The sequence below is a fragment of the Proteus hauseri ATCC 700826 genome (assembly GCF_001654965.1).
GTDB classification, from domain to species: Bacteria; Pseudomonadota; Gammaproteobacteria; order Enterobacterales; family Enterobacteriaceae; genus Proteus; species Proteus hauseri.
In genome coordinates, this window is record NZ_LXEV01000018.1 from 37,661 (window position 1) to 61,859 (window position 24,199).

Consider the following 24,199-nt stretch of genomic DNA (forward strand, 5'->3'; position numbering starts at 1 on the left):
TAATTTAGGAAAATTAATATATGCCCAGTTGATGCGTGTAATCAATATCAAAAGGCAGGCAAATAATAACTTCCTGTTAGACGACAGTTTTCTTTTACAGTTCCCTAAACGGCCGCTGAGGGTGAGAATAACAGCTAAACAACAGCTGTCAATGCTCATGAAATACCTATTTGTTATGTTGTTCGTCTATTACTGGTGCATTATACGACTTAATTTGGTTTTTTTTACTAATAGGCGATCATAATGTGAAAAAAAGATGTATTTCCCAATCTTTTGTTAGAAAGAGAAGAGATTGAGTAACCTGAATTGTTTTAATTTATTTAACTGAGAACTTAATAAACAATTAGATTACTGATAAAGCTTTTGTTGACGAATATAGTCTTCGACACGATTAGGCAATAGATCATGGCAGTCTATTCCCACTTTATGGCGCGCTCGAATATCTGTTGCTGAAATATTATAGAGAGGGGTGTCAGCAAGTAAGATTTTGCCGGCAGGTAAACAGTGAATATCTTCTTGTTGATACGTTTGATGCTGTTCAAGCCATGTTTGCATTTGTGGTGTTTCAAAATGAGTTTGATAACCAGGGCGAGCACAAACTAATAAATGGCATACATCAAGTAAACTTTCCCACTGATGCCATGTATTAATTGATAATAATGAGTCTTGCCCAATAATAAATGCCAACGGCTGTTTATCCCCAATTTCTTGGCGAAAATCACGCAATGTTTCGATGGTATAAGAAGGGGTCGGTTTTTCAAGTTCACGCGTATCCACTTTAAATGAAGCAAAAGGACGTAATGCTAGGCGAACCATCTCAAGGCGTTGTTCTGATGACGCTTCTGGTTGTGGACGGTGAGGTGGAATATTATTAGGTAACCAAATGACTTCTTTTAGACCAATTAATCCAGAAAGTGCTTCTACAGGGCGTAAGTGCCCGTAGTGAATAGGATCAAAAGTACCGCCATATAAAGCGATAGCTTGATTAATTAACGGCATTTTATGGTTAGTTTTAGGCATTGCTGACAAATCCTTCTGGTAATGCTTTTCCACACAGCAGTAATCCAAGGGCACTTAAATCAGGCCAAATAGTCTGACCATAATCTTGTTTAACGGTAATTTCGATGCTCGTTAATAAGTGTATTGCTGTGAGTAATTGATGTTCTGAAAGTCGTTGTAATGCTGCACTAAATATAGGGCGACGATTTTGCCAAATACGGTGTTGATCAAAAACCTGCTTTATTGGTGCATTTTTTTGCTCACGATGCAGTGTAATTAACTGCATTAATTCACGCTGTAATGTTCTTAGCAAAATAACAGGTTCAACATCTTCTCTTTTAAGTTGTTGTAAAATATGCCACGCACGCTGCGTTTTTCCTGCCAATAATGCATCAACCCAATGATAAGGTGAAAAATGTGAAGCATCATTTACAGCTGCTTCAATACGCGGTAACGAAAGCTTACCATCAGGATAAAGTAGCGAAAGTCGTTCTATTGCTTGTGCTAACGCTAATAGATTTCCTTCATAGCAGTAGCAAAGTAATTGATTACCTTGCTCATCAAGTGCTAATCCTTTTTGTTTTGCTCTACGAGCAACCCATTGCGGTAATTTATCAAGTTCTGGCGTAATACAGGTAACATAAGTTCCTTGTTGGCTTAAGGTTTTAAACCAATCACTATTTTCTTGTGCTTTAGTGAGTTTATGTCCACGTAGAATGAGTAAGAGATCTTGATGTAACTCTTGAGATAAAAGCGCCAGTTTTTCTGACATTGCTGCATTAGGACCATTTTCAGGCAAATGAAGCAGAATAGATTGTCGTTGAGAAAATAAGCTCAATGACTGGCAAAGAGAATAGATTTCATTCCAGTCAGTATTATTATCAAGGGTAAATTGATAATGCTCAGTGAATCCTTGTGTTTTAGCTATGGATACTATGGCATCTTGGGATTCTTGGAGTAATAGAGGTTCGTTACCCCAGAGTAGGTAACTTTGGCGCAGCCCCTCTTGGAGCTGCGCGTTCAGTTGTTCTGGATATAGACGGATCATTTGGCTGGTGAGATTATCTGTTTCGCCTGAGCGGCTTCTGATACTTTTTGGCGTTCAGCATTGTGAACAACCAATAATTTACGCACTAACATCGCAGCTGCTTGTTCACGCATTTCTTGTTTGATAATGTCATTTTCAGCATCTTTTGCTAATGCTTCCAATGGGTTATCAAAAAATGGGCGAGATACTTGAGACGATATTGGGTAAATCGTGCCATCAGGGATAATAACTTGTGCATCCAGTGTAAACGTTAACTGACGTTCTGCTGTTTTACCATCTTGGTAAACAGAAACGGTTTCTTTACTTTCTGAAGAGCCGACAATTTTTAAGACTGGGATATCAGCTGTTGGGTTCTCAACTAACTGAACGCCGCTTAATCTTAATTGCTGACGCATTACACGAGATAAAGGCCCATAAGGGTCACCAGAGCTCAGATAAAGTGTTTTTAATTCCGCTGGAACCTGTGTTTTTCCTTGTAAATGAAAACCACAGCCAGCGGTGATTAACACCGCCAACCCGAAAAATAGCGAAAATAGATATCGCACTAGGCCTCCTTATCAGCCAACAACGATGTTCAGTAATTTACCTGGAACATAAATAACTTTACGAATAGTCACTTCTTCCAAATATTTAGCAACACTGTACTCTTTTGTCGCCATTTCCTGAACATATTCTTTTTCTGCATTAGCAGGAACCGTGACACGACCACGCACTTTACCATTAACTTGAACAATGATGAGTTTAGTGTCATCAATCATTGCTTCTTCATCTGCTACTGGCCACGGTGCCACATCGACGTCTTGTTTACCGCCTAATGATTTCCACATAACAAAACAAGCATGAGGAATAATCGGTGAAAGCATACGAACAATAGCTTCTAATGCTTCTTGCATTAATGCGCGATCTTGCTCAGTTTCTTGTGACGCTCGTGTAAGTTTGTTCATTAACTCCATGATTGCCGCTATCGCAGTATTAAATGCTAAACGACGGCCTATATCATCAGAAACCTTCGCTATCGTTTTATGCAGATCACGGCGTAAATCTTTTTGCTCTGGCGTTAATGTTGTAATATCCAGCGCTTGAGTCGTCCCTTTCTGCGTATGTTCATGCACTAAGCGCCATAGACGACGTAAGAAACGGTTGGCACCTTCAACGCTAGACTCTTGCCATTCCAAAGTTAACTCAGGTGGCGCAGCAAACATCATAAATAGACGTACAGTGTCGGCACCATAACGTTCAACCATAGTTTGTGGGTCGATACCGTTATTTTTGGATTTAGACATTTTGCTCATACCAGCGTAGGTCAATTCATGACCTTCGCTGTCTGTTGCTTTGATGATGCGATTTTTCTCATCACGTTCAACAATAGCTTCTGCTGGAGATACCCAATGACGAGCGCCATCTTCACCGGTGTGATAGAACGCATCTGCTAATACCATACCTTGGCACAGTAAGCGTTTTGCTGGTTCATCAGAATCCACTAAGCCTGCATCACGCATTAACTTATGGAAGAAGCGGAAATACATCAGGTGCATAATGGCATGTTCGATACCACCGATATACCAGTCAACAGGTAACCAATAATTAGCGGCTTTTGGATCTAACATGCCTTTATCGTAGTCAGGGCAGGTATAACGAGCGTAATACCAAGAAGATTCCATAAAGGTATCAAAGGTATCTGTTTCACGCAGCGCAGGTTGACCATTAATGGTGGTTTTTGCCCATTCAGGATCAGCTTTAATTGGGCTGGTGATCCCATCCATTTTCACATCTTCTGGCAGAATAACGGGCAGTTGATCTTCTGGAACAGGAACAACAGTACCATCTTCTAAGGTTGCCATAGGAATTGGCGCACCCCAGTAACGTTGACGAGAAACACCCCAGTCACGTAAACGATAATTAACTTTACGCTCGCCCACACCCATTTGTGCTAATTTGTCAGCAATAGCATTAAAGCCAGCTTGGTTATCAAGCCCTGTGAATTCACCAGAATTAATCAGGCTATTCTTTTCAGTAAATGCGCTTGCTGATAAATCAGGTTGGTTACCTTCTGCATCTGCAATAACCGCTTTAATTGGCAGATTGTATTTATTGGCAAATTCCCAGTCACGTTCGTCATGACCTGGAACCGCCATTACTGCACCTGTACCGTATTCCATTAATACGAAGTTAGCGACCCAAATAGCAACTTTTTCGTTTGTTAAAGGATGAATAGCATACATACCCGTTGCTATACCTTTTTTCTCCATTGTTGCCATATCAGCTTCTGCCATTTTCATATTACGGCATTCATCAATGAAGTTTTGGATTGCTGGGTTATTTTTAGCCGCTTTTTGCGCTAATGGGTGACCAGCTGCAACAGCAACATAAGTCACACCCATAAAGGTGTCTGGGCGGGTTGTGTAGACAGTCATTTTGTCGTCGCTATCAGCAACTTTAAAAGTGATTTCTACACCTTCAGAGCGACCAATCCAGTTACGTTGCATGGTCTTAACTTGCTCAGGCCATTCATCTAACGTATCTAAATCGTTTAACAGTTCTTCTGCGTAATCAGTAATTTTAATAAACCACTGTGGAATTTCTTTGCGTTCTACTGGTGTATCACAACGCCAGCAGCAACCATCGATAACTTGTTCGTTAGCTAATACAGTTAAATCATGAGGACACCAGTTAACAGCTGATGTTTTTTTATAAACTAAGCCTTTTTCATATAACTTGGTGAAAAACCATTGTTCCCAGCGATAATACTCAGGAGTACAAGTTGTCACCTCACGATCCCAGTCATAACCAAAACCCAGTTTTTTTAACTGGTTTTTCATGTAATCGATATTTTCATAAGTCCACGGAGCAGGTGCCGTGTTGTTTTTTACTGCTGCACCTTCTGCAGGTAAGCCAAACGCATCCCAGCCAATAGGTTGTAAGACGTTTTTACCTAGCATACGTTGATAACGGGAAATCACGTCACCAATGGTGTAATTGCGAACGTGTCCCATGTGAAGTCGGCCAGAAGGATAAGGTAGCATTGACAGGCAGTAATATTTTTCTTTGTTATTATCTTCTGTCACTTTAAATGTGTCGTTTTTTTCCCAGTATTCCTGGATAGTTTGCTCTATATCTTCGGGACGATATTGTTCTTGCATGGCACCGATAATCCTATGGTGAATTAATGGCTACCGGAGGGTAACCGCTATTATGAAATTAAGACTCGCATAGCATAGCTGATTTTGTCTAATAGCCACAACAGTCTTTCTTAATGATTACGACTGTTTGCCTAACATTTTTAGCAGAAACGCAGTATTTGGTGAGATGAGGTAAAGCATATTCGCCATAAATGCGTGTTTTTTTCTGAAGTTATTCTGATATTGCGGAAAAAAAAGAAAAATTGATATTGTATTGCGAGATTAGTCTAAATGATCCTTTTACTGCTGGCATACAAAAGAGTACGCCAGCAATTGAGCAAATAGATAAAGTAATAATTATTAATGAAGAATTTTGGCTAAAAAATCTTTAGCGCGATCAGATTTAGGATTATCAAAGAAGTCATTTTTAGGACTATCTTCAACAATGCGGCCTTCATCCATAAAAATAATCCGATCTGCAACTTTTTTAGCAAAACCCATTTCGTGGGTAACGACCATCATGGTCATTCCTTCATTTGCCAGTTCGACCATAACATCAAGTACTTCGTTGATCATTTCAGGATCAAGAGCAGATGTAGGTTCATCAAAGAGCATTGCTATTGGATCCATACAAAGTGCACGAGCAATAGCGACGCGCTGTTGTTGGCCACCAGAAAGTTGAGCGGGGAATTTATTGGCATGATTAGACAAACCCACGCGTTCTAACAGTTTTAAGCCTTTTTCTTTTGCCGCCTCTTTATTTCTGTTAAGTACTTTAACTTGCGCTAGAGTGAGGTTTTCAATAATAGAAAGGTGAGGAAACAACTCAAAGTGCTGAAACACCATACCTACTTTTGCGCGTAACTTAGCAAGGTCTGTACGTTTATCATTGACTTTTGTGCCATCTACCAATATCTCACCTTGTTGTACCGGTTCTAGCCCATTAACCGTTTTAATTAATGTTGACTTACCTGAACCAGAAGGCCCACAAACAACAACAACTTCCCCCTTTTTAACTTCAGTGGAGCATTCAGTCAGTACTTGAAACTGACCATACCATTTGGAAACATCTTTTAGGGAAATCATCTAGGTAGTCCTTTTTTTAAGAAAGTTCACTAACATTGAAGCAGAGAAACTAATAATAAAGTAGATAAATCCAGCAAAGAGGATCATTTCAACTTGTGTACCATCTCGTTCACCAATATTGGCTGCTGTACGGAAAAAGTCGGTAAGACTTAATACATAAACCAGTGAGGTATCTTGAAATAAAACAATACCTTGAGTTAATAATAGTGGGATCATGGCACGAAAAGCCTGAGGTAAAATCACTAAACGCATGGTTTGAGATTTAGTCATACCTAATGCTAATGATGCAGAAAGTTGTCCTTTACTTACACTTTGAATACCTGCTCTGATTATTTCAGAGTAATACGCTGCTTCAAATAAAGAGAACGCTATCATCGCTGAAATCAAACGGATATCGTTTTTAGGGGAAAGTCCTAGAACATTTTGTAATATGTTAGGCACAATAAGATAAAACCACAGTAATACCATCACTAATGGAATAGAACGAAAGGTATTAACATAAGCGGCAGCAAACCAGCGCACAGGTTTAAATGTAGATAAGCGCATCACCGCAAGCACGGTTCCCCATAAAATACCCACAACAATTGCGGTGACCGTAATTTTTAGGGTAATTGCCATTCCGTCGATTAAAAACGGCAAACTAGGGACAACAGAACTCCAGTCAAATTCGTACATTATTGACCTCCTGTTGTGCCGGGTAAGCGAACTCGTTTTTCAAGCCAATTCATCACAACCATAATAACGACGTTAATAAGAACGTAAGCTAAGGTAATTGCAGTAAATGATTCATAAGCTTTAGCTGAATAATCTAATAATTTATTTGCTTGAGCCGCCATATCGATAAGGCCTATGGTTGAGGCGATAGCTGAGTTTTTAACTAGATTTACCATCTCAGATGTCATTGGCGGGATAATGACGCGATAAGCATTAGGTAACAGAATATAACGATATGTTTGAGGTAAGGTTAAACCTAAGGCTAGTCCTGCGGCTTTCTGGCCACGAGGTAACGAATCAATAGCAGCTCTAACTTGTTCGCACATACGAGCTGCGGTAAATAACCCTAAGCACAAGGCTGAGGATAAAAAGAATTGAATATTAGGTGCAAGTTCCATTTTGAACCAGTCACCAATAGATTGCGGTAATAGTTCAGGAATAACCAAATACCAAGTAAAGAATTGAACAATTAAGGGGACGTTACGAAAAAGCTCAACATAGATAGTCCCTAAGCTTGAAAGCCAGCGGTTAGGTACGGTACGCAAAATACCAAACAGGGAACCAACAAGAAAGGCGATAATCCAAGCGCATAAAGACAAGGCAATAGTGACTTGAAAGCCAGAAATTAGCCAACCTAAGTAAGTGGTGTTACCGAATGGGGCTTCATGGAAGAATATCCCCCAATCCCAATCAATCGACATGATTTCACCTCCGGTGAAAAAAACTGGGGCAGGGAACGGCTGCCCCAAACTTCACTGATCTGTCTGTCCAACAGATACTTTATAATTATCAATTTGGTACTTTTAAAACATAAGCATTGATTAGTAAGGATTAATTTAATGCTTTATCATTCGGCTCAGCAAACAGTGCTTTCATTTCATCTGAAATGGTGAATTCTAGGTTGAGATTTTTTGGTGGAATTGGGGCGTTAAACCAGCGGTTAAAGGATTTTTCAGCCTCACCCGATTTCTGTGCATTCGCAATAGTGCTATCGATGAGTGCTTTAAATTGTGCATCATCTTTACGTAGCATACAGCCATAAGCTTCTTCAGATTGCGGTGTACCCACTATCTCCCAAAGTGCAGGCTTTTTGGCTTTCGCTCGTTCACCCGCAAGAAGTGCATCGTCCATCATAAAGGCAACCGCACGACCAGACTCAAGAGTACGGAAAGAGTCGCCATGATCTTTTGCGCTAATAATGCGCATGTTCATTTTCTTCTCATCATTGAGCTTATTGAGTAACATTTCAGAGGTTGTTCCTGATGTAACAACCACATTTTTTCCTGCTAAATCAGAGAAATCTTTAACGCCTGCATCTTTTTTCGCTAGTAAACGAGTACCTACGATAAAAATAGTGTTAGAGAAAGCCGCTTGTTGTTGGCGCGCTTCATTATTGGTGGTTGAACCACACTCAAAGTCAAATGTACCATTTTGTAATAATGGAATGCGATTCTGAGAAGTGATAGGAATTAAACGAACTTCAAGATTTGGTTTACCAATTTTCTCTTTTACCGCTTCAACAATGAGGTTGGAATAATCTTGAGAATAACCAACGACTTTTTGTTGATTGTCATAGTAAGAGAATGGAACGGAAGATTCCCTGTGACCAACGATAATAATATCGTTATCACTTATTTTTTTTAAGGTTCCAGTGAGTTCTTCTGCTTGCACAGCTCCTGCAGCCCCTAAAAACATTAATGATAATGCTAGTTTACGCATGCGCATAATAACTCCTGTCGTGGTAAATGTGATGTGGATGTATTGCTTGGTGTTTCTTTTTTGTTTTAATTTGTTTTGATAATGTTAATAGATAGAACAAATAACATACGGTTGGGAAGTGCATTTTTTGAAATACGAGAGCTATCTCCCAATAAAAGAATGAAATTAAAAAGAGTTTATTATTTTATTGGAAGTTGTTTTCATATTTTAAAATAATTGTAGTAGAAGCCATACAAAATGAAAGGTTAATAAGGCGGGTAAAAAATAAATAGAAAAAGAAAAAAATAAGGATTTTGTAAAGTTTATCTTAAGGAGTTGTTTGTCTGTGGATTACCGTTAAGATAGCAAGTTAAATAATGAGGGTTCTCTATGCGTAATTGGCGGTCAGGTCGCTGGCTAGTGTTGATAACAGTACTGCTGATATTATGTTGTATCGTTCAGCGTTCTCTTGGTGCACACATAATAAGTGAGCGCCTAGCGGGTACTATTGCTCAAACACAATATATGCCATCAACGCCAATAACTGATGATAATAGTGAAAAAACATCTTATTCACTTTCTACTTGTGATTTAAGTGCCAAATCTTTGTTATCAGTTCCTCCATTATCTATAGAACCTTTCTTCCATTCTTGGGCTGTTTTACTTTTGTTGAGCATGGCTGCAATTTACATTTCTCGTCAGCGTAGTCAGAAAAAACATCACCATCCCCCGCCTCGAATAAGACTTCACCTTCATTATTGTATTCTGAGGGATTAGCGACTTCTTTTACTAAAATATTATGCGTCTATTTTGGGGCGTAGCTGTAGCTTTAAGTGTAGCGTTAAAAGAATTTTTAGGGAGTTGCTATGTTTCGGTCTTTTGTTATGGCGTTAGTATTAACGCTATTTACTCTATCTTCATCTCAAGCTGCTGATACTGGCTGGTTAACTATGCCAGATAATGATCATGCGCAAGTGAGGGCGACGGCACAAAAGTCACCTACAGGAGATGTCAAAATATTGCTTGAAGTGCAATTAGAGTCAGGATGGAAAACCTATTGGCGTTCTCCTGGTGAGGGTGGCGTTGCACCTGAAATAAACTGGTCACAAGATATTGCGGAAATGGCGTGGCATTGGCCATCACCTTCTGCTTTTGATGTCGCTGGCATTCATACTCAAGGGTATGATAAGCAAGTTGTTTTTCCTATTTCATTATCTGCGGTTAATCGTGATTCGCTTGAGGGTGTTTTAACTTTATCAACCTGTAGTAATGTCTGTCTTTTAACGGATTACCCATTAATCTTCGATTTTAATCAACCAGCGCCAGCTGATTTTGAATGGCAATATAATCAAGCAATGGCGAAGGTACCCGTTACCACGGGACTTGTTACATCGGTTTCCTCTGATTACCAAAATAGCCAACTGAATATTGCATTACAACGTGAAAACGGTAATTGGGTAACACCTAATATATATCTCGATCCCCCTGAAGGAATGCTTTATGGCATTCCTCAGGTCACAAAGAACAATGAGCAATTATTTGTTTCAGTCGATGTAACCGACGATTGGGGTGATAAGGCCGGAGACATATCAGGAAAACAGCTCTCGTTTGTCGTGACTGATAACCACTTTTCTCGTCAAGTTAATAGCACGATAGGTCAGGGGGAGTTTAGTGTTACGCCATCTTCATCATCAGTCGGTAGCGTGGGGTTATGGAGTATTTTGGCTTTTGCGTTATTAGGTGGCTTAATTCTTAATTTAATGCCTTGTGTGCTCCCTGTATTGGCGATGAAATTGGGTTCGGTATTACATATTGAAAAACGCGATACAGGTACAATTCGCAAACAATTCTCTCTTTCTGTTGCGGGTATTTTAGTTTCATTTTGGGCATTAGCGCTGTTTATGACCGGTTTACGCTTTAGCCAAGAAGCAATAGGGTGGGGAATTCAGTTCCAAAGCCCTTGGTTTATTGGTTTTATGGTGTTGATTACAGCAATTTTCACCGCCAATTTATTTGGGTTATTTGAATTGCGTTTATCGAGTGATATCAATACCAAAATAGCAACCGCTGGTGGAAAGGGTAATAGTCGACATTTCTGGGAAGGCGCATTTGCCACTTTATTAGCGACACCATGTTCTGCGCCATTTTTAGGTACTGCGGTTGCGTATGCTTTAATTGCCCCACTAAGTGAATTATGGTTAATTTTTACCGCATTAGGTGTTGGTATGAGTTTACCTTGGATATTGGTGGCTGTTTTTCCTTCAGTAGCAAAAGTATTACCAAAACCGGGCAAATGGATGAATAAATTAAGAATTATTCTTGGTTTTATGATGCTGCTTTCCTGTATTTGGTTAATTACTTTATTGATACCTCATTTTGGCATCCCTATTGTTGCAACTCTCTTTGTGCTTATTGCATTGTTATTACTCATCGCTATTGCAAAGCACTATGGTAAAAAAGCATTATTAGTTTCAACGGTGATCACGCTTGTTTTAGGGGGGAGTACTTATTTATTTAGTATGCAGCCCGAAACGCAAACTTTAGCGGGTAAAGATGTCATTAATTGGCAACCATTAACAGAACATGCATTACATCAAGCGTTATCAGATAATAAGCGTGTTTTTGTTGATGTTACCGCAGATTGGTGTGTGACCTGTAAAGCGAATAAATACAATGTATTATTACGCGAAGACGTTCAAAAGGCGCTTTCTGAGCCAGATGTTGTCGCATTACGAGGTGATTGGACTAAACCTTCTGATGAGATAACGCAGTTTTTAAAACAACGTGGTCAGGTCGCTGTACCCTTTAATCAAATTTATGGACCTTGTAACAAGGAGGGGGAGATCCTACCGCCTCTTTTAAATAAAGATTCGATGTTAACTATTCTTTCAGAGGCTAAAGGAGCCCAATAATGAAAAAAACACTTTCGGCACTCGTTATCACTTCGTTACTTTTCGGTGCGAATGTGCAAGCTGCCGCTTTAAATGCCGCTCAAGAGAAAGAAGTTCGTGCATTAGTGCGTGATACATTAATCAGCAATCCAGAAATTTTGGAAGAAGCGATTATGGCATTACAAACTAAAAAAGCAGATGAGCAACAAGCACAATTTCGTGATGCATTAGTCGCCGAGCATGATGCACTATATAACGATGCTGCAAGCCCTCGTATTGGTGCTAAAGATGCAAAATTAGTGTTAGTCTCATTTACTGATTATAACTGCCCTTATTGCAAGCGTTTTGACCCATTATTAGAGCAAATCACTAAACAATATCCTGATGTTGCTGTTGTAATTAAACCGTTGCCTTTCAAAGGTGAGAGTTCAGCAAAAGCATCTCAAGCCGTATTGTCTGTTTGGAAAGAAGATCCTAAAGCTTTCCTGGCACTGCATCAGCGTTTAATGCAGAAAAAAACAATGCTAGACAGCGCAAGTATTGATGATGCAATGAAAAGCACCAATACCAGCAAAATTAAGCTAACTGAAGAGAGCTTACAAGCATTGCAAAATAACTTAGATCTTTCTCGTAAACTGGGTATTCAAGGTACACCTGCAACAGTCGTTGGTGATACTATTTTACCGGGTGCCGTTGATTACGCGCAGTTAGAAGTTATTGTTAAAGAACAATTGGCTAAAGTGAAAAAATAATGCTTAGTCGTTTACGAAAATGGGGTAAAGAGCTGATTGTTCTGGTCGCTATTTTCGTTTTAGTCTCTTTTGTTATGGACTGGTGGCGGCAACCTACGCCACCAGTGCTAACAGAATTATCAGCGCTTTATACTGTCGATAACAAAGCGATTTCTTTAGCTGAGCTGAGTGCCGAAAAACCAGTATTAATCTATTTTTGGGCAAGCTGGTGTGGTATTTGTAAAATAACCACACCAACGGTTAACTCATTAGCACAAGACGGCTATAAGATTACATCGGTGGTTATTCGCTCAGGTGATGATGCAAAAATAGCGCGTGGTATTAAATCCAAAGAACTTGTTTTTCCTGTAATTAATGATGATAAAGGGGCAATTTCTCAGCAATGGGGAGTTAGTGCAACGCCTTCCTTTATTATTATTTATAAAGGCGAAATGGTAAGTTTTACCAGTGGTTGGACATCCTCATGGGGATTAAAACTACGATTGTGGTGGGCGGGTATTTAATATTTTTTAAGGCTTCAATATTAACCTTTAAATATTGAGAAAATAATTTTTGGAATAGCCATAATACATTCGATGAACACAATGATTATATTGAACGCTACGTTTTCTCGTCTGTATTTTATTTTTTCTTCATCTGTTTCTTTTGCTGCCAATATAGCGGCATGAGCGCGAAATTCTTCAGTATTTATATGAACAGGAATAATTCTTGGTTGTATTGAAGCTTTTTTATGAGTGGGCGTTAAATAAGCTAATGTCCAACCATATTCATGGTTTTTATCACCAAAAGCATCTTGTTGGATCCACTTACCATAATAATCAGTACGAAATCCTTTATTTTCGTTGTCAGCCGAAATTTGGTTAGCATATTGCCAATATTTTTTACTATTTACTGGTTTATAAATAGATTGTGTTAACTCTTGAGGTGATAATAGTTCGATATTTACTTTCTCAAGTTCACTTTTTTGCTGTGCGTTTTGCTCAAGTGAAGTTTGCCAGTGCAGCGGAATAATGGTGCTGTCTTCTTCTAATTCATTTATTGATTCAGGCTGTTTTGATAATACCCAGCCATATTCTTGTTGTGGTTGATTAAAATATTGTCGTTTTATCCACCTTCCTGCGGTGTCTTTACGAAATCCTTTATTTTCGTTGTCAGCCGAAATAACAGCGGCACGTTGCCAAATAATATCAAGAATAGGGCCAGGATAATTATTCATATTATGAGTACCTTATAACAAAAGCCCCAATATTATATTGGGGCTTTATTTTGAACTGTTATTAATTGCGGCGCTTAATAAAGGCTAACGCTAAAAAGAGTCCAACTATTATCCAAAGTGGGTAATTTCCTAAACGATAATAAGGTGTTAATCCAGTTGTTGGCGTCATTTTCTCTGCTAATGAATTTTCTTCAAATTGAGGCAGCTGAGAAATAACATCACCATTTGCGGCAATAAATGCGGTGATCCCATTATTTGTTGAGCGTAATAATGGCCGACCTAATTCTAAAGCGCGCATTCTTGCCATTTGGAAATGCTGCCAAGGGCCAATAGAATTACCAAACCATGCATCATTTGAAATGGTGAGTAAAAAACGAGTGTCGGGCTGGAAATTAGCACGAACCTGTTCGCCTAATATAATTTCATAACAAATAGCCGCTGTAATTTTAGCGTTATTAACAGTTAACTGAGGTTGAACGTATTCACCTTGGCTAAGTGATGACATAGGTAAATTAAAGAACGGCGCTAATGGACGTAATAACGATTCTAATGGTACATATTCACCAAAAGGAACCAGATGATGCTTGTTATATCGGTCTGTTGCCGGATATTGATAGGCAAAATGTTCACCAAGAGTGATCACACTATTATAAAAACGATAGCCTTCTAGTGTTGGGCGAGCATCAATAATACCCGTCATTAAATGCGTATCTTTTTCTCTTAATTGCTTATCAAGTTCAGCTAGAAATGTCTGTTGTTGAATTTCAACATCAGGAATAGCCGATTCAGGCCAAATAATAAGGTTTGCTGTACCAATATAAGGGCGACTTAGGGTGAGATAAGTGGTTAATGTTTTTTCTAGTGCGTCAGGTTGCCATTTTAAAGATTGCTCAATATTGCCTTGTATTAAAGCAATTTCTTGCGCTTCTTCTGGTATTGGTTGATACCATTGATAAGATTTAAAACTTATTGGTAATAATAGCAATATGGCAGCCGCTAATAGGCTGTAGAGTGATTTACGATAAATGGCATATGCAATTAACCCACTAATAACGGTAAGCAACAGCGTTATCATGGTCACCCCTAAAATAGGTGCAATACCTTTTAAAGGGCCATCAATCTGACTATAACCAAATTGTAGCCACGGAAAGCCTGATAATACCCAACCTCTTAAAAATTCAGTGATTTGCCATAAGGCCGGGGCGGCAAAAGCAAAGCGCCAAAGTGTTGGATTTGGAAATAATTTATTGAGCAATCCGGCAAAAAGTGAAGTATAAAGCGATAAATACAGTGCCAATAAAATAACTAAGAAAACATTTATCGCAAAAGGCATTCCACCAAAATTAGCGATGCTGACATAAACCCAATTGACTCCACTACCAAATAATCCAAAGCCCCATGCAAAACCAAGAAAAGCACCTTGGCGAGCAGTACGCTGATTAATGATAAGAAGTAAGCCTGATAAAGAGATCAGTGCCGCAGGCCAAAAATCAAAAGGTGAAAAAGCCAGTGTACCTATTGCACCGAAAAAAACCGCCAGTAAGGCGCGAGCCCACTGGCGGTTTAAGAAAGAGATATTATTCATTTATATCCTAAGCATCGTTACCTAATTCAGGGATAGGTGCATCATCTGGAATATGCACATAAACCTGAATGATTTTACGACTATCTGCCATAACGACTTTAAATTGGTAATTATCAATGGTAATAGTTTCACCACGAGCAGGAAGATGACCAAAGGCTTGCATTACTAAGCCACCAATGGTGTCAACTTCATCATCGCTAAAGTGGGTCCCAAAAGCGTCATTAAAATCTTCTATTTGGGTTAAAGCACGAACTGAGTAAGCGTGACGACTTAATGGACGAATATCGATATCGTCTTCATCATCATACTCATCTTCAATTTCGCCCACGATAAGCTCAAGAATATCTTCAATCGTTACCAGACCCGAAACACCACCAAATTCATCAATCACTATCGCCATATGATAGCGTTGGGAGCGGAACTCTTTTAATAGGCGGTCTACGCGTTTACTTTCAGGTACAACAACCGCAGAGCGTAGAACTTTATCCATACTAAATGGCTCTGCACTACTGCGCATAAATGGCAATAAATCTTTTGCCATCAATAAACCTTCAATATGGTCTTTGTCCTCGCTTATGACTGGAAAGCGGGAATGCGCTGAATCAATAATGACATCTAAGCATTCATCAAGTGTTTGATTGCGTTTTAGCGTCACAATTTGAGAGCGGGGGATCATAATATCCCTAACACGCTGTTCAGCGATATCCATTACCCCTTCAAGCATGTCGCGGGTATCAGGATCAATTAATTCTTTCTGTTCAGAATCGCGGATAAGCTCCATCAGGTCATCACGGTTTTTAGGTTCACCGTGGAACAGCTGATTAAGCAGTGTGAGAAACCCTCTTTTAGGACCAGGGTTATCGTTACTCGAAGATTGGTCGTCGCTCATGGCGTTTTAACTATTTTTCCTCATTGAATGGTTTATTAGATATTATTTATCATAAAAATAAGAGAACTGTTACTCTTTTTCTATTAAATAGGGATCTTCATAACCTAAATTTTGTAAGATTTCTGTCTCTAAACCTTCCATTTCTTCGGCTTCGTCGTCTTCAATATGATCATAGCCTAAAAGATGAAGACATCCATGAATAACCATGTGTGCCCAATGTTCTTCAACAGTTTTATTCTGTTCAACGGCTTCTTTTTCGACAACTTGACGACAAATAATCAAGTCACCAAGTAACGGTAGTTCAATTTCAGGTGGCGCTTCAAAAGGAAAAGAAAGCACATTGGTTGGTCGGTCTTTTCCGCGATAAGTCAGGTTAAGCTCGTGGCTTTCTGCCTCATCAACAATACGGATAGTGACTTCACTAACAGGTTGAAATTGTGGCAATACAGCTTCTAACCATTTCATAAATTGGGCTTCAGTAGGAAGCCCTTGCGCATTTTCAGTCGCAATTTGTAAATCAAGGATAACTTCACTCATGATGTTCTCTCTGAAGCTTCTCTTTCTCAGCTTTGATAGCTTGGCGGCGTTTTTGATCTTCCGTTTCCCAAGCTTCATAGGCGATAACTATTTTGGCAACAACAGGGTGGCGAACCACATCTTCACTGTGGAAAAAGTTAAAACTCAGATCGTTAACCTCAGACAACACCTCAATAGCGTGGCGTAAACCTGATTTATTGCCTCTTGGTAGGTCAATCTGAGTAATATCCCCTGTGACTACTGCTTTAGAGTTAAAGCCGATTCGAGTCAAAAACATTTTCATCTGTTCGATAGTGGTGTTTTGGCTCTCGTCGAGAATAATAAAGGCATCGTTAAGGGTACGCCCACGCATATAAGCAAGAGGGGCGACTTCAATAACATTGCGTTCTATTAGTTTCTCAACTTTTTCAAAACCTAACATCTCAAATAACGCATCATAAAGTGGTCGTAAATAAGGATCGACTTTCTGACTTAGGTCTCCTGGTAAAAAACCGAGCTTTTCGCCAGCTTCAACTGCCGGACGCGTTAGTAAAATGCGGCGTACTTCTTGACGTTCAAGCGCATCAACAGCGGCAGCAACAGCCAGATAAGTTTTCCCTGTACCCGCAGGCCCAATACCAAACGTAATATCATGAGTCTGAATATTTGCGATATATTGCGCTTGATTTGGTGTGCGTGGTTTTATCACGCCCCGTTTTGTCCGAATATTGGTTGATTTTCCAAATTCAGGTACGTGTTCATCACTTTGCTCAAGCACGCGGCTTTCGGTGATAGCAAGATGAATTTGCTCAGGGTTGATATCGGGGATCACGCCTTTAATTGGCGAGGTTTCCACATACAGGTGACGTAAAATACTTGCAGCCGCAGTCACACATAATGATTTGCCGGTTAATTTAAAACGGTTATCACGATGATTAATCTCGATACCTAAACGGCGTTCAAGTTGTTTAATATTATCGTCAAATGGGCCACATAGGCTCATTAAACGGGCATTATCTGCTGGCTCTAAGAAAATTTCTTGGGTCGCTACTTGTGTATGCGCTATTACTGTCACTGATTATCCTTTTGTTAAGTCTAATAAATTAAGGGTGGTAAACACCTACACCTAATTCATCTTCTTTACGAGTACGAGCAATTACAGATTCAGGTGATTCATGGGAACGTAAATCCATTTGATCTTCTGTTCTGATAACTTTACCGCGCAATGAGTTGGCATAAACGTCAACAATTTCAACATCAACAAATTTACCAATCATATCTGGCGTACCTTCAAAGTTAACCACTCGGTTAGTTTCGGTACGACCTGAAAGCTCCATAACACTTTTACGAGAAGGGCCTTCAACGAGGATACGTTGTACTGTATTAATCATGGCACGGCTAAAGCTCATTGCTTGTTGATTAATGCGTTGCTGGAGTAAATATAAGCGCTGTTTTTTCTCATCTTCGCTGACATCGTCAGGCAAATCAGCTGCTGGTGTACCAGGACGAGCTGAGTAGATGAAACTAAAGCTCATATCGAAATTAACGTCTGCAATTAATTGCATTGTTTTTTCAAAGTCTTCTTGTGTTTCACCCGGGAAACCAATGATAAAATCAGAACTTATCAGAATACCAGGGCGTGCTTTACGTAATTTGCGAATGATGCTCTTATATTCAAGTGCGGTATGATTACGCTTCATCAATGTTAAAATACGATCTGAACCACTTTGTACAGGTAAATGTAAATAGCTAACTAGCTCTGGTGTATCTTCATAAACAGCAACGATATCGTCTGTAAATTCAATAGGATGGCTGGTAGTAAAGCGAACGCGATCAATACCATCTATCGCAGCAACTAAGCGAATTAATTCCGCAAAGCTGCAAATTTGGCCATCAAAGGTGGCACCGCGATAAGCATTGACGTTTTGACCTAATAAGTTAACTTCACGAACACCTTGTGCGGCAAGTTGTGCAATTTCAAACAGCACATCATCACAAGGGCGGCTAACTTCTTCGCCTCGTGTATAAGGTACTACACAGAATGAGCAATATTTATTGCAGCCTTCCATTATTGAAACAAAAGCAGAAGGGCCATCAGCACGAGGCTCTGGTAGACGGTCAAATTTTTCAATTTCAGGGAAGCTGATATCAACGACAGGACTTTTTGTCCCTTTAACCTGATTAATCATTTCAGGTAGACGGTGTAGTGTTTGTGGTCCGAAGATAATATCGACACACTGCGCGCGTTGACGGATGTATTCGCCTTCTTGAGAAGCAACACAACCACCAACACCAATAATAATATCAGGTTTATTATCTTTAAAATATTTCCAACGTCCTAGCTGATGAAAGACTTTTTCTTGTGCTTTCTCACGGATAGAACAGGTATTTAGCAGTAGAATGTCCGCATCTTCGGCGACATCGGTTAACTGATAACCGTGAGTGCTTTCGAGTAGGTCTGCCATTTTGGATGAATCGTACTCATTCATCTGACAGCCCCAAGTTTTAATGTACAGTTTTTTTATCGTCGACATTGTGTAAATCCGGTATTTTCAGTGAGACAATTGACCATCACTGGAAAACGTTGCGTGTAATAAGCCAATAAGACGGTTATTGTAGTCATTTGTGTGGTCAGTGACTAGAGTAAGTTCGGCGCTAATTCTTTATGGCGTTTAGTTTTATATAATTTATATAAGCAGAAACAGCGCTTACCTATTATTTCAAGTAATGAGTTATGGCATAACAATGATGAGTAATGTAAAAAACGATTTTGATGCAATCATCGCGGGTGGCGGAATGATTGGCGCTGCCGTTGCAATAGGGCTTGCGCAAGAAGGGTTGCGAGTTGCAATGATAGAGCGACAATCTCCAGCACCTTTTGATGCGTCATCTCATCCTGATATCCGTATTTCTGCGATTAGTTGTGCGTCAGTTAGTTTATTAAAACAGCTAGGCGCATGGCAACATGTTTTAGCGATGCGCTCTGCGCCTTACTTAACACTTGAAACATGGGAAGAAGAAAATACCCATGTTATTTTCGATGCCAAAAGCCTTGGCTTACCTGAATTAGGCTATATGGTTGAAAATCGCATTTTACAACTTGCATTATGGCAAGAGGCGCAACGTTATAGCAATATCACCATGTTATGTCCCAATAGTCTAAGTAAAATGAATTACTTAGATGATAAATGGAAAGTAACGTTATCTGATGGCTCTGATGTTACCACAAAATTAGTGGTAGGTGCTGATGGTGCCAATTCACAAGTTCGCCAATTTGCAGGCATTGGCAGCAATGGCTGGCAATATCGTCAATCTTGTATGCTTATTACGGTAAAAACAGAGTTACCACCTGAAAAAGGCACATGGCAGCGGTTTTACCCTTCAGGCCCTCGTGCTTATTTGCCGCTATTTGATCATTGGGCGTGTTTGGTTTGGTATGATTCGCCAGAAAAGATCAGAAAACTGCAAAGTCTGTCAATGGAGCAGCTAGAAAAAGAGATCCAGCATGCTTTTCCTGAACGTTTAGGTAAAGCGACTCCTATTGCTGCCGGTTCATTTCCATTAACTCGCCAACATGCGAGCCGCTATGTTGATAAAGGAATTATTCTATTGGGCGATGCTGCTCATACTATTAATCCATTAGCGGGGCAGGGAGTGAATTTAGGTTATCGCGATGTGGATTGTTTTCTTGAATTAGTCGCCAATGCGAAAAAACATTACGAACCGTGGGATTCAATGGCATTGCTGAAAAAATTTCAGCGTAAACGTATGCCAGATAATTTAGTGATGCAGGCTGGAATGGATGTGTTTTATCACGCATTTAGCCATCAATTACCAGGATTAAAATTAGCTAGAAATCTGGGGTTATTAGCTGCACAACATGCTGGAAAAGCCAAAGAAGCGGCACTTCGCTATGCTTTAGGGCTTTAATTGTACCGTTAAAGTAAATCTTAAACATGCGATGATCTTTCTAAATAAGATCATCGCATCGATATTTATTTTTTGTGTGTTTAGTATTTCTATTATTAAATCAATAATTTAAATATTTTGCATGAAATGCAATATGCTCACCAATAAAACTGGTCACAAAATAGTAGCTGTGATCGTAACCTTGATGTCGTTTCAAACTATAAACAAGCTGTTTTTCATCACAAACTTTAGCAAACAATTCTGGTTTGAGTTGTTCTTGATAAAAAGGATCATCAAGACCTACATCAATGCGCATTGGTAATGGATTTGTCGCTTTATTCAGTAACTCTATTGTGTCGTATTGTTTCCATAGTGCGGTATCTTCCCCTAAATAAGCATTGAAGGCTTTTTTACCCCAAGGGACTTGTGAGGGTGCCACAATAGGTGAAAATGCCGACACACTGCAATAGCGCTCGGTATTTCGCAGCGCAATCATTAATGCACCATGCCCCCCCATCGAATGTCCACTAATAGCACGCTTATTGGTAACGGGAAAATGTGCTTCAATCAATTCAGGTAATTCTTTCACAATGTAGTCATACATTTTGTAATGCGTATCCCAAGGCGCTTTTAGGGCATTAAGATAAAAACCAGCACCTTGACCTAAATCGTAGGCTTCATCATTAGCAACATGTTCACCGCGGGGACTTGTATCAGAAACAACTAACACAATGCCATGTTGCGCCGCAAATTGTTGGGCACCCGCTTTAGTTATAAAATTTTGTTCATTACAAGTTAAGCCAGATAGCCAATATAAAACAGGGTATTTTTGTCCATCTTTCATTGGCGGAAGATATACCGCAAATTTCATCTCACAATTTAACGTGCTTGAGTTATGTTGGTAGACATCTTGCCAACCACCAAAACAAGCATGACGTTCAATCCTTTTCATTTTTACTCCTTAAAAGCAAAGACAGATCCGTTAGGTAAGCAACGGATCTGTGAATGATTAATCGAAATGAATAACAGTGCGGATTGATTTGCCTTCATGCATTAAATCAAAGGCTTCATTAATTTTTTCTAATGGTAATGTATGAGTAACAAAAGGTTTTAGTTCAATTTCACCCTTCATTGCGTCTTCAACCATGCCTGGTAATTGACTGCGGCCTTTAACGCCACCAAATGCAGTACCTTTCCATGAACGACCCGTAACTAATTGGAATGGGCGTGTTGAGATCTCTTGACCTGCACCCGCTACACCAATAATGATTGATTGCCCCCAACCACGGTGTGCACTTTCTAAAGCTGCTCTCATAACATTGACATTGCCAATACATTCAAAAGTATGATCAACACCCCATTGTGTCATTTCAACAATGACTTCTTGAATAGGTTTATCGTAATCATTAGGGTTTAAACAATCTGTTGCACCGAATTGACGAGCTAGCGTGAATTTTTCAGGATTCGTATCAATAGCAAAAATGCGACCTGCTTTGGCTTGGCGTGCGCCTTGAATAACAGCAAGGCCAATGCCACCTAAACCAAAGACAGCAACAGAATCACCCGCTTGTACTTTTGCTGTGTTATGAACTGCACCAATGCCTGTTGTAACCCCACAACCTAATAAACATACTTCTTCGTGATTAGCCTCTGGGTTAATTTTGGCAAGAGAGACTTCTGCCACAACGGTGTATTCGCTAAAGGTAGAACATCCCATATAGTGATAAATAGGTTGTCCATTATAAGAAAATCGTGTTGTGCCATCCGGCATTAAGCCTTTACCTTGCGTTGCTCGTACGGCGACACAAAGATTGGTTTTACCTGATTTGCAAAATAAGCACTCGCCGCATTCAGCGGTATACAGTGGAATAACGTGATCACCAGGTTTTACACTGGTAACACCTTCACCGACTTCAACGACGACACCAGCACCTTCATGACCTAAAATGGCCGGAAATACACCTTCAGGATCATCTCCTGATAGCGTAAAGGCATCCGTATGACAAACCCCGGAGTGACTGACTTTAACCAGTACTTCACCCGCTTTAGGTGGCATAACATCGACTTCGACAATCTTTAAAGGTTCTCCTGGTCCAAATGCGACCGCAGCACGAGATTTCATGTTGTATCCTTTTAGTTATTAACGCAGGTAAGTGCGGATAAGTGATATGGCATCATCCACAGAGTTTTTTTGGTCTTCAGGAGAAGCGACGGCATCCATTAACCCCTCTCGTAGATGACTTTCAAGCACACCCGCCATCAGGCCATTAATAGCGCCTCGAATTGCAGCGATTTGTTGTAGTACCTGACTGCATTCATTTTCATTTTCAAGTGCAGTTTCTAAGGCTAGAAGCTGTCCTTTGATTTTTCTGACGCGAGTTAACGCGGCTTTTTTTTCTGCTGGTGAGTGTGGCATATATAATCCTTTTTTATACTGTAGGGGAGTATAGTATCCGTATGAATATATGTACAGAAAGATCAAAAAAAGCATAAAAAGAACTTAGACAATTAAAATTAGATAGAGGTATTGATGATAAAAAATATCAAAAAGTAAGAGAAGAAAGAGATAGTGTTAAGAATATTGTTAAACATCAAACGATAAAGTGACAAAAACAAAAAAGACCCGCTATTGCGAGTCTTATTTGTTGATTGTGTGATTAACACTATGTTGCGCTAAACACTTGATAATCAATGGTGCGGAAGGCGAGACTTGAACTCGCACACCTTGCGGCGCCAGAACCTAAATCTGGTGCGTCTACCAATTTCGCCACTCCCGCATACAACTTGGAGAAAAAAAGACTCGCTCAGCGAGTCTCTCTTTCAAATATGGCTGGGATACCAGGATTCGAACCTGGGAATGCCAGGATCAAAACCTGGTGCCTTACCGCTTGGCGATATCCCAAAAATGGTGGCTATGACGGGATTCGAACCTGTGACCCCAACATTATGAGTGTTGTGCTCTAACCAGCTGAGCTACATAGCCAATAGGAGAATTTTACCTCTCACTATTATTGAATTCAGCAGAATATGGCTGGGATACCAGGATTCGAACCTGGGAATGCCAGGATCAAAACCTGGTGCCTTACCGCTTGGCGATATCCCATCCGCTAATTCAGTTGTCAACACGTGAGCGATTTTATCAGTAATATGGCTGGGATACCAGGATTCGAACCTGGGAATGCCAGGATCAAAACCTGGTGCCTTACCGCTTGGCGATATCCCAACTGATAAAATCTGACGATGGTTAAAATGGTGCGGGAGGCGAGACTTGAACTCGCACACCTTGCGGCGCCAGAACCTAAATCTGGTGCGTCTACCAATTTCGCCACTCCCGCAAAAAAGATGGTGGCTACGACGGGATTCGAACCTGTGACCCCAACATTATGAGTGTTGTGCTCTAACCAGCTGAGCTACGTAGCCATCTTTTTTTGCATAACCTTCGTCGGCGTTGCGGGGCGCATTATGCGTATTACAGACAATTCCGTCAACTGCTTTTTGCATTAATTTTCAAGAAACGTGTCCGTTTGCTCGATGGTTAATCATTTTGTCGAAAAAAGATCCAAAAAACAACCTTGCTGATGAAAAATATAATAAAAAAATGCGGTGAGAAGAATTTAATAAAAAGAAAAAACAAAGGAATAAGAGAAGCGGCCAGTATTAATATGGCGTAAGAAAGCGATGAAATGGCTAAATAAAAAAAGCACAGTAAAAATAGCTGCGCTTATTTATTATATTCTGTAGTTACTTGCTGAATATTAAACAATTTCAGCTCTCAAA

The 24,199-nt window shown here is 39.8% G+C and carries 22 protein-coding genes and 7 tRNA genes; 5 read left to right on the top strand and 24 right to left on the bottom strand.

Annotation, left to right across the window (positions count from 1 at the left end):
- Positions 1-348: 348 nt before the first annotated feature.
- The 8 genes from nadD to M997_RS06525 all read right to left on the bottom strand — a co-directional run bounded on the left by nadD (position 349) and on the right by M997_RS06525 (position 8,691).
- Complete coding sequence (gene nadD / locus M997_RS06490; protein ID WP_064719300.1) at positions 349-1,020, bottom strand: nicotinate-nucleotide adenylyltransferase; 672 nt, start codon at positions 1,018-1,020, stop codon at positions 349-351.
- The gene (holA, locus tag M997_RS06495; protein WP_064719301.1) at positions 1,013-2,047 is read right to left on the bottom strand and encodes a DNA polymerase III subunit delta; all 1,035 of its coding nucleotides are present in this window, start codon (positions 2,045-2,047) and stop codon (positions 1,013-1,015) included. The genes nadD and holA overlap by 8 nt, the downstream gene beginning before the upstream one ends.
- Positions 2,044-2,592 (bottom strand): LPS assembly lipoprotein LptE, encoded by a 549-nt coding sequence (gene lptE, locus M997_RS06500; protein WP_064719302.1) that lies wholly within the window; start codon positions 2,590-2,592, stop codon positions 2,044-2,046. The genes holA and lptE overlap by 4 nt, the downstream gene beginning before the upstream one ends.
- 12 nt (positions 2,593-2,604) lie before the next feature.
- Complete coding sequence (gene leuS, locus M997_RS06505) at positions 2,605-5,187, bottom strand: leucine--tRNA ligase (RefSeq protein ID WP_064719303.1); 2,583 nt, start codon at positions 5,185-5,187, stop codon at positions 2,605-2,607.
- A gap of 339 nt (positions 5,188-5,526) precedes the next feature.
- The gene (locus M997_RS17440) at positions 5,527-6,252 is read right to left on the bottom strand and encodes an amino acid ABC transporter ATP-binding protein (protein WP_064719304.1); all 726 of its coding nucleotides are present in this window, start codon (positions 6,250-6,252) and stop codon (positions 5,527-5,529) included.
- Complete coding sequence (gltK, locus tag M997_RS17445; protein WP_064719305.1) at positions 6,253-6,927, bottom strand: glutamate/aspartate ABC transporter permease GltK; 675 nt, start codon at positions 6,925-6,927, stop codon at positions 6,253-6,255.
- On the bottom strand, positions 6,927-7,667 hold the full coding sequence (locus tag M997_RS06520; RefSeq protein ID WP_064719306.1) for an amino acid ABC transporter permease: 741 nt from the start codon (positions 7,665-7,667) through the stop codon (positions 6,927-6,929). Before M997_RS06520 ends, gltK begins: the two co-directional genes overlap by 1 nt.
- Positions 7,668-7,797: 130 nt before the next feature.
- Positions 7,798-8,691, bottom strand: coding sequence for an amino acid ABC transporter substrate-binding protein (locus M997_RS06525; protein WP_064719307.1), 894 nt, complete (start codon positions 8,689-8,691; stop codon positions 7,798-7,800).
- A 363-nt stretch (positions 8,692-9,054) separates the two neighbouring features.
- On the opposite strand from M997_RS06525, the gene M997_RS06530 reads away from it, so the two are divergent.
- From M997_RS06530 to M997_RS06545, 4 genes are all read left to right on the top strand, one after another.
- Positions 9,055-9,441, top strand: coding sequence for a hypothetical protein (locus M997_RS06530; RefSeq protein ID WP_064719308.1), 387 nt, complete (start codon positions 9,055-9,057; stop codon positions 9,439-9,441).
- Positions 9,442-9,530: 89 nt separating this feature from the next.
- Positions 9,531-11,576 carry a protein-disulfide reductase DsbD family protein gene (locus M997_RS06535; RefSeq protein ID WP_064719309.1) on the top strand — a complete coding sequence of 682 codons (2,046 nt, stop codon included), beginning with the start codon at positions 9,531-9,533 and terminating at the stop codon, positions 11,574-11,576.
- Complete coding sequence (locus M997_RS06540) at positions 11,576-12,307, top strand: DsbA family protein (protein WP_064719310.1); 732 nt, start codon at positions 11,576-11,578, stop codon at positions 12,305-12,307. The genes M997_RS06535 and M997_RS06540 overlap by 1 nt, the downstream gene beginning before the upstream one ends.
- Positions 12,307-12,810, top strand: a complete 504-nt coding sequence (locus M997_RS06545; RefSeq protein WP_064719311.1) for a protein disulfide oxidoreductase — start codon at positions 12,307-12,309, stop codon at positions 12,808-12,810. Before M997_RS06540 ends, M997_RS06545 begins: the two co-directional genes overlap by 1 nt.
- 20 nt (positions 12,811-12,830) lie before the next feature.
- On the opposite strand, the gene M997_RS06550 is transcribed toward M997_RS06545, so the two are convergent.
- From M997_RS06550 to miaB, 6 genes are all read right to left on the bottom strand, one after another.
- Complete coding sequence (locus M997_RS06550; RefSeq protein WP_064719312.1) at positions 12,831-13,523, bottom strand: hypothetical protein; 693 nt, start codon at positions 13,521-13,523, stop codon at positions 12,831-12,833.
- 61 nt (positions 13,524-13,584) lie between these two features.
- Positions 13,585-15,108: an apolipoprotein N-acyltransferase gene (lnt, locus tag M997_RS06555; protein WP_064719313.1), complete on the bottom strand. Its 1,524-nt coding sequence runs from the start codon at positions 15,106-15,108 to the stop codon at positions 13,585-13,587.
- Between the two features lie 7 nt (positions 15,109-15,115).
- Complete coding sequence (gene corC, locus M997_RS06560; protein ID WP_064719314.1) at positions 15,116-15,997, bottom strand: CNNM family magnesium/cobalt transport protein CorC; 882 nt, start codon at positions 15,995-15,997, stop codon at positions 15,116-15,118.
- Between the two features lie 69 nt (positions 15,998-16,066).
- The gene (ybeY, locus tag M997_RS06565; protein ID WP_064719315.1) at positions 16,067-16,534 is read right to left on the bottom strand and encodes an rRNA maturation RNase YbeY; all 468 of its coding nucleotides are present in this window, start codon (positions 16,532-16,534) and stop codon (positions 16,067-16,069) included.
- Positions 16,527-17,588 (bottom strand): PhoH family protein, encoded by a 1,062-nt coding sequence (locus M997_RS06570; protein ID WP_064719316.1) that lies wholly within the window; start codon positions 17,586-17,588, stop codon positions 16,527-16,529. Before M997_RS06570 ends, ybeY begins: the two co-directional genes overlap by 8 nt.
- Positions 17,589-17,616: 28 nt before the next feature.
- A complete protein-coding gene (gene miaB / locus M997_RS06575) occupies positions 17,617-19,047 on the bottom strand; it encodes a tRNA (N6-isopentenyl adenosine(37)-C2)-methylthiotransferase MiaB (RefSeq protein ID WP_064719317.1) in 1,431 nt (476 codons plus the stop codon).
- Between the two features lie 211 nt (positions 19,048-19,258).
- Here miaB and ubiF point away from each other — a divergent pair, with 211 nt between their 5' ends.
- Positions 19,259-20,443, top strand: a complete 1,185-nt coding sequence (gene ubiF / locus M997_RS06580; RefSeq protein ID WP_082918397.1) for a 3-demethoxyubiquinol 3-hydroxylase — start codon at positions 19,259-19,261, stop codon at positions 20,441-20,443.
- Positions 20,444-20,543: 100 nt separating this feature from the next.
- Here the strand turns inward: ubiF and fghA are convergent, their stop codons facing one another.
- The 10 genes from fghA to M997_RS06630 all read right to left on the bottom strand — a co-directional run bounded on the left by fghA (position 20,544) and on the right by M997_RS06630 (position 23,842).
- Positions 20,544-21,374, bottom strand: coding sequence for an S-formylglutathione hydrolase (gene fghA / locus M997_RS06585; RefSeq protein WP_064719318.1), 831 nt, complete (start codon positions 21,372-21,374; stop codon positions 20,544-20,546).
- 57 nt (positions 21,375-21,431) lie between these two features.
- Positions 21,432-22,544 carry an S-(hydroxymethyl)glutathione dehydrogenase/class III alcohol dehydrogenase gene (locus tag M997_RS06590; protein WP_064719319.1) on the bottom strand — a complete coding sequence of 371 codons (1,113 nt, stop codon included), beginning with the start codon at positions 22,542-22,544 and terminating at the stop codon, positions 21,432-21,434.
- An 18-nt stretch (positions 22,545-22,562) separates the two neighbouring features.
- The gene (locus tag M997_RS06595; RefSeq protein WP_006537705.1) at positions 22,563-22,838 is read right to left on the bottom strand and encodes a metal/formaldehyde-sensitive transcriptional repressor; all 276 of its coding nucleotides are present in this window, start codon (positions 22,836-22,838) and stop codon (positions 22,563-22,565) included.
- A 276-nt stretch (positions 22,839-23,114) separates the two neighbouring features.
- Positions 23,115-23,199 (bottom strand) — tRNA-Leu (locus M997_RS06600).
- Positions 23,200-23,249: 50 nt separating this feature from the next.
- Positions 23,250-23,324, bottom strand: a tRNA-Gln gene (locus tag M997_RS06605).
- A 4-nt stretch (positions 23,325-23,328) separates the two neighbouring features.
- Positions 23,329-23,405 (bottom strand) — tRNA-Met (locus M997_RS06610).
- Between the two features lie 45 nt (positions 23,406-23,450).
- Positions 23,451-23,525 (bottom strand) — tRNA-Gln (locus M997_RS06615).
- Between the two features lie 45 nt (positions 23,526-23,570).
- Positions 23,571-23,645, bottom strand: a tRNA-Gln gene (locus M997_RS06620).
- 27 nt (positions 23,646-23,672) lie between these two features.
- Positions 23,673-23,757, bottom strand: a tRNA-Leu gene (locus M997_RS06625).
- Positions 23,758-23,765: 8 nt separating this feature from the next.
- Positions 23,766-23,842 (bottom strand) — tRNA-Met (locus M997_RS06630).
- Positions 23,843-24,199: the final 357 nt, after the last annotated feature.

Coding starts and splice junctions, on each gene's coding strand:
- nadD (WP_064719300.1), bottom strand. CDS start 1,020: ATGCCTAAAACTAACCATAAAATGCCGTTAATTAATCAAGCTATCGCT.
- holA (WP_064719301.1), bottom strand. CDS start 2,047: ATGATCCGTCTATATCCAGAACAACTGAACGCGCAGCTCCAAGAGGGG.
- leuS (WP_064719303.1), bottom strand. CDS start 5,187: ATGCAAGAACAATATCGTCCCGAAGATATAGAGCAAACTATCCAGGAA.
- M997_RS17440 (WP_064719304.1), bottom strand. CDS start 6,252: ATGATTTCCCTAAAAGATGTTTCCAAATGGTATGGTCAGTTTCAAGTA.
- gltK (WP_064719305.1), bottom strand. CDS start 6,927: ATGTACGAATTTGACTGGAGTTCTGTTGTCCCTAGTTTGCCGTTTTTA.
- M997_RS06520 (WP_064719306.1), bottom strand. CDS start 7,667: ATGTCGATTGATTGGGATTGGGGGATATTCTTCCATGAAGCCCCATTC.
- M997_RS06525 (WP_064719307.1), bottom strand. CDS start 8,691: ATGCGCATGCGTAAACTAGCATTATCATTAATGTTTTTAGGGGCTGCA.
- M997_RS06530 (WP_064719308.1), top strand. CDS start 9,055: ATGCGTAATTGGCGGTCAGGTCGCTGGCTAGTGTTGATAACAGTACTG.
- M997_RS06535 (WP_064719309.1), top strand. CDS start 9,531: ATGTTTCGGTCTTTTGTTATGGCGTTAGTATTAACGCTATTTACTCTA.
- M997_RS06540 (WP_064719310.1), top strand. CDS start 11,576: ATGAAAAAAACACTTTCGGCACTCGTTATCACTTCGTTACTTTTCGGT.
- M997_RS06545 (WP_064719311.1), top strand. CDS start 12,307: ATGCTTAGTCGTTTACGAAAATGGGGTAAAGAGCTGATTGTTCTGGTC.
- M997_RS06550 (WP_064719312.1), bottom strand. CDS start 13,523: ATGAATAATTATCCTGGCCCTATTCTTGATATTATTTGGCAACGTGCC.
- lnt (WP_064719313.1), bottom strand. CDS start 15,108: ATGAATAATATCTCTTTCTTAAACCGCCAGTGGGCTCGCGCCTTACTG.
- corC (WP_064719314.1), bottom strand. CDS start 15,997: ATGAGCGACGACCAATCTTCGAGTAACGATAACCCTGGTCCTAAAAGA.
- ybeY (WP_064719315.1), bottom strand. CDS start 16,534: ATGAGTGAAGTTATCCTTGATTTACAAATTGCGACTGAAAATGCGCAA.
- miaB (WP_064719317.1), bottom strand. CDS start 19,047: ATGTCGACGATAAAAAAACTGTACATTAAAACTTGGGGCTGTCAGATG.
- ubiF (WP_082918397.1), top strand. CDS start 19,259: ATGATGAGTAATGTAAAAAACGATTTTGATGCAATCATCGCGGGTGGC.
- fghA (WP_064719318.1), bottom strand. CDS start 21,374: ATGAAAAGGATTGAACGTCATGCTTGTTTTGGTGGTTGGCAAGATGTC.
- M997_RS06590 (WP_064719319.1), bottom strand. CDS start 22,544: ATGAAATCTCGTGCTGCGGTCGCATTTGGACCAGGAGAACCTTTAAAG.
- M997_RS06595 (WP_006537705.1), bottom strand. CDS start 22,838: ATGCCACACTCACCAGCAGAAAAAAAAGCCGCGTTAACTCGCGTCAGA.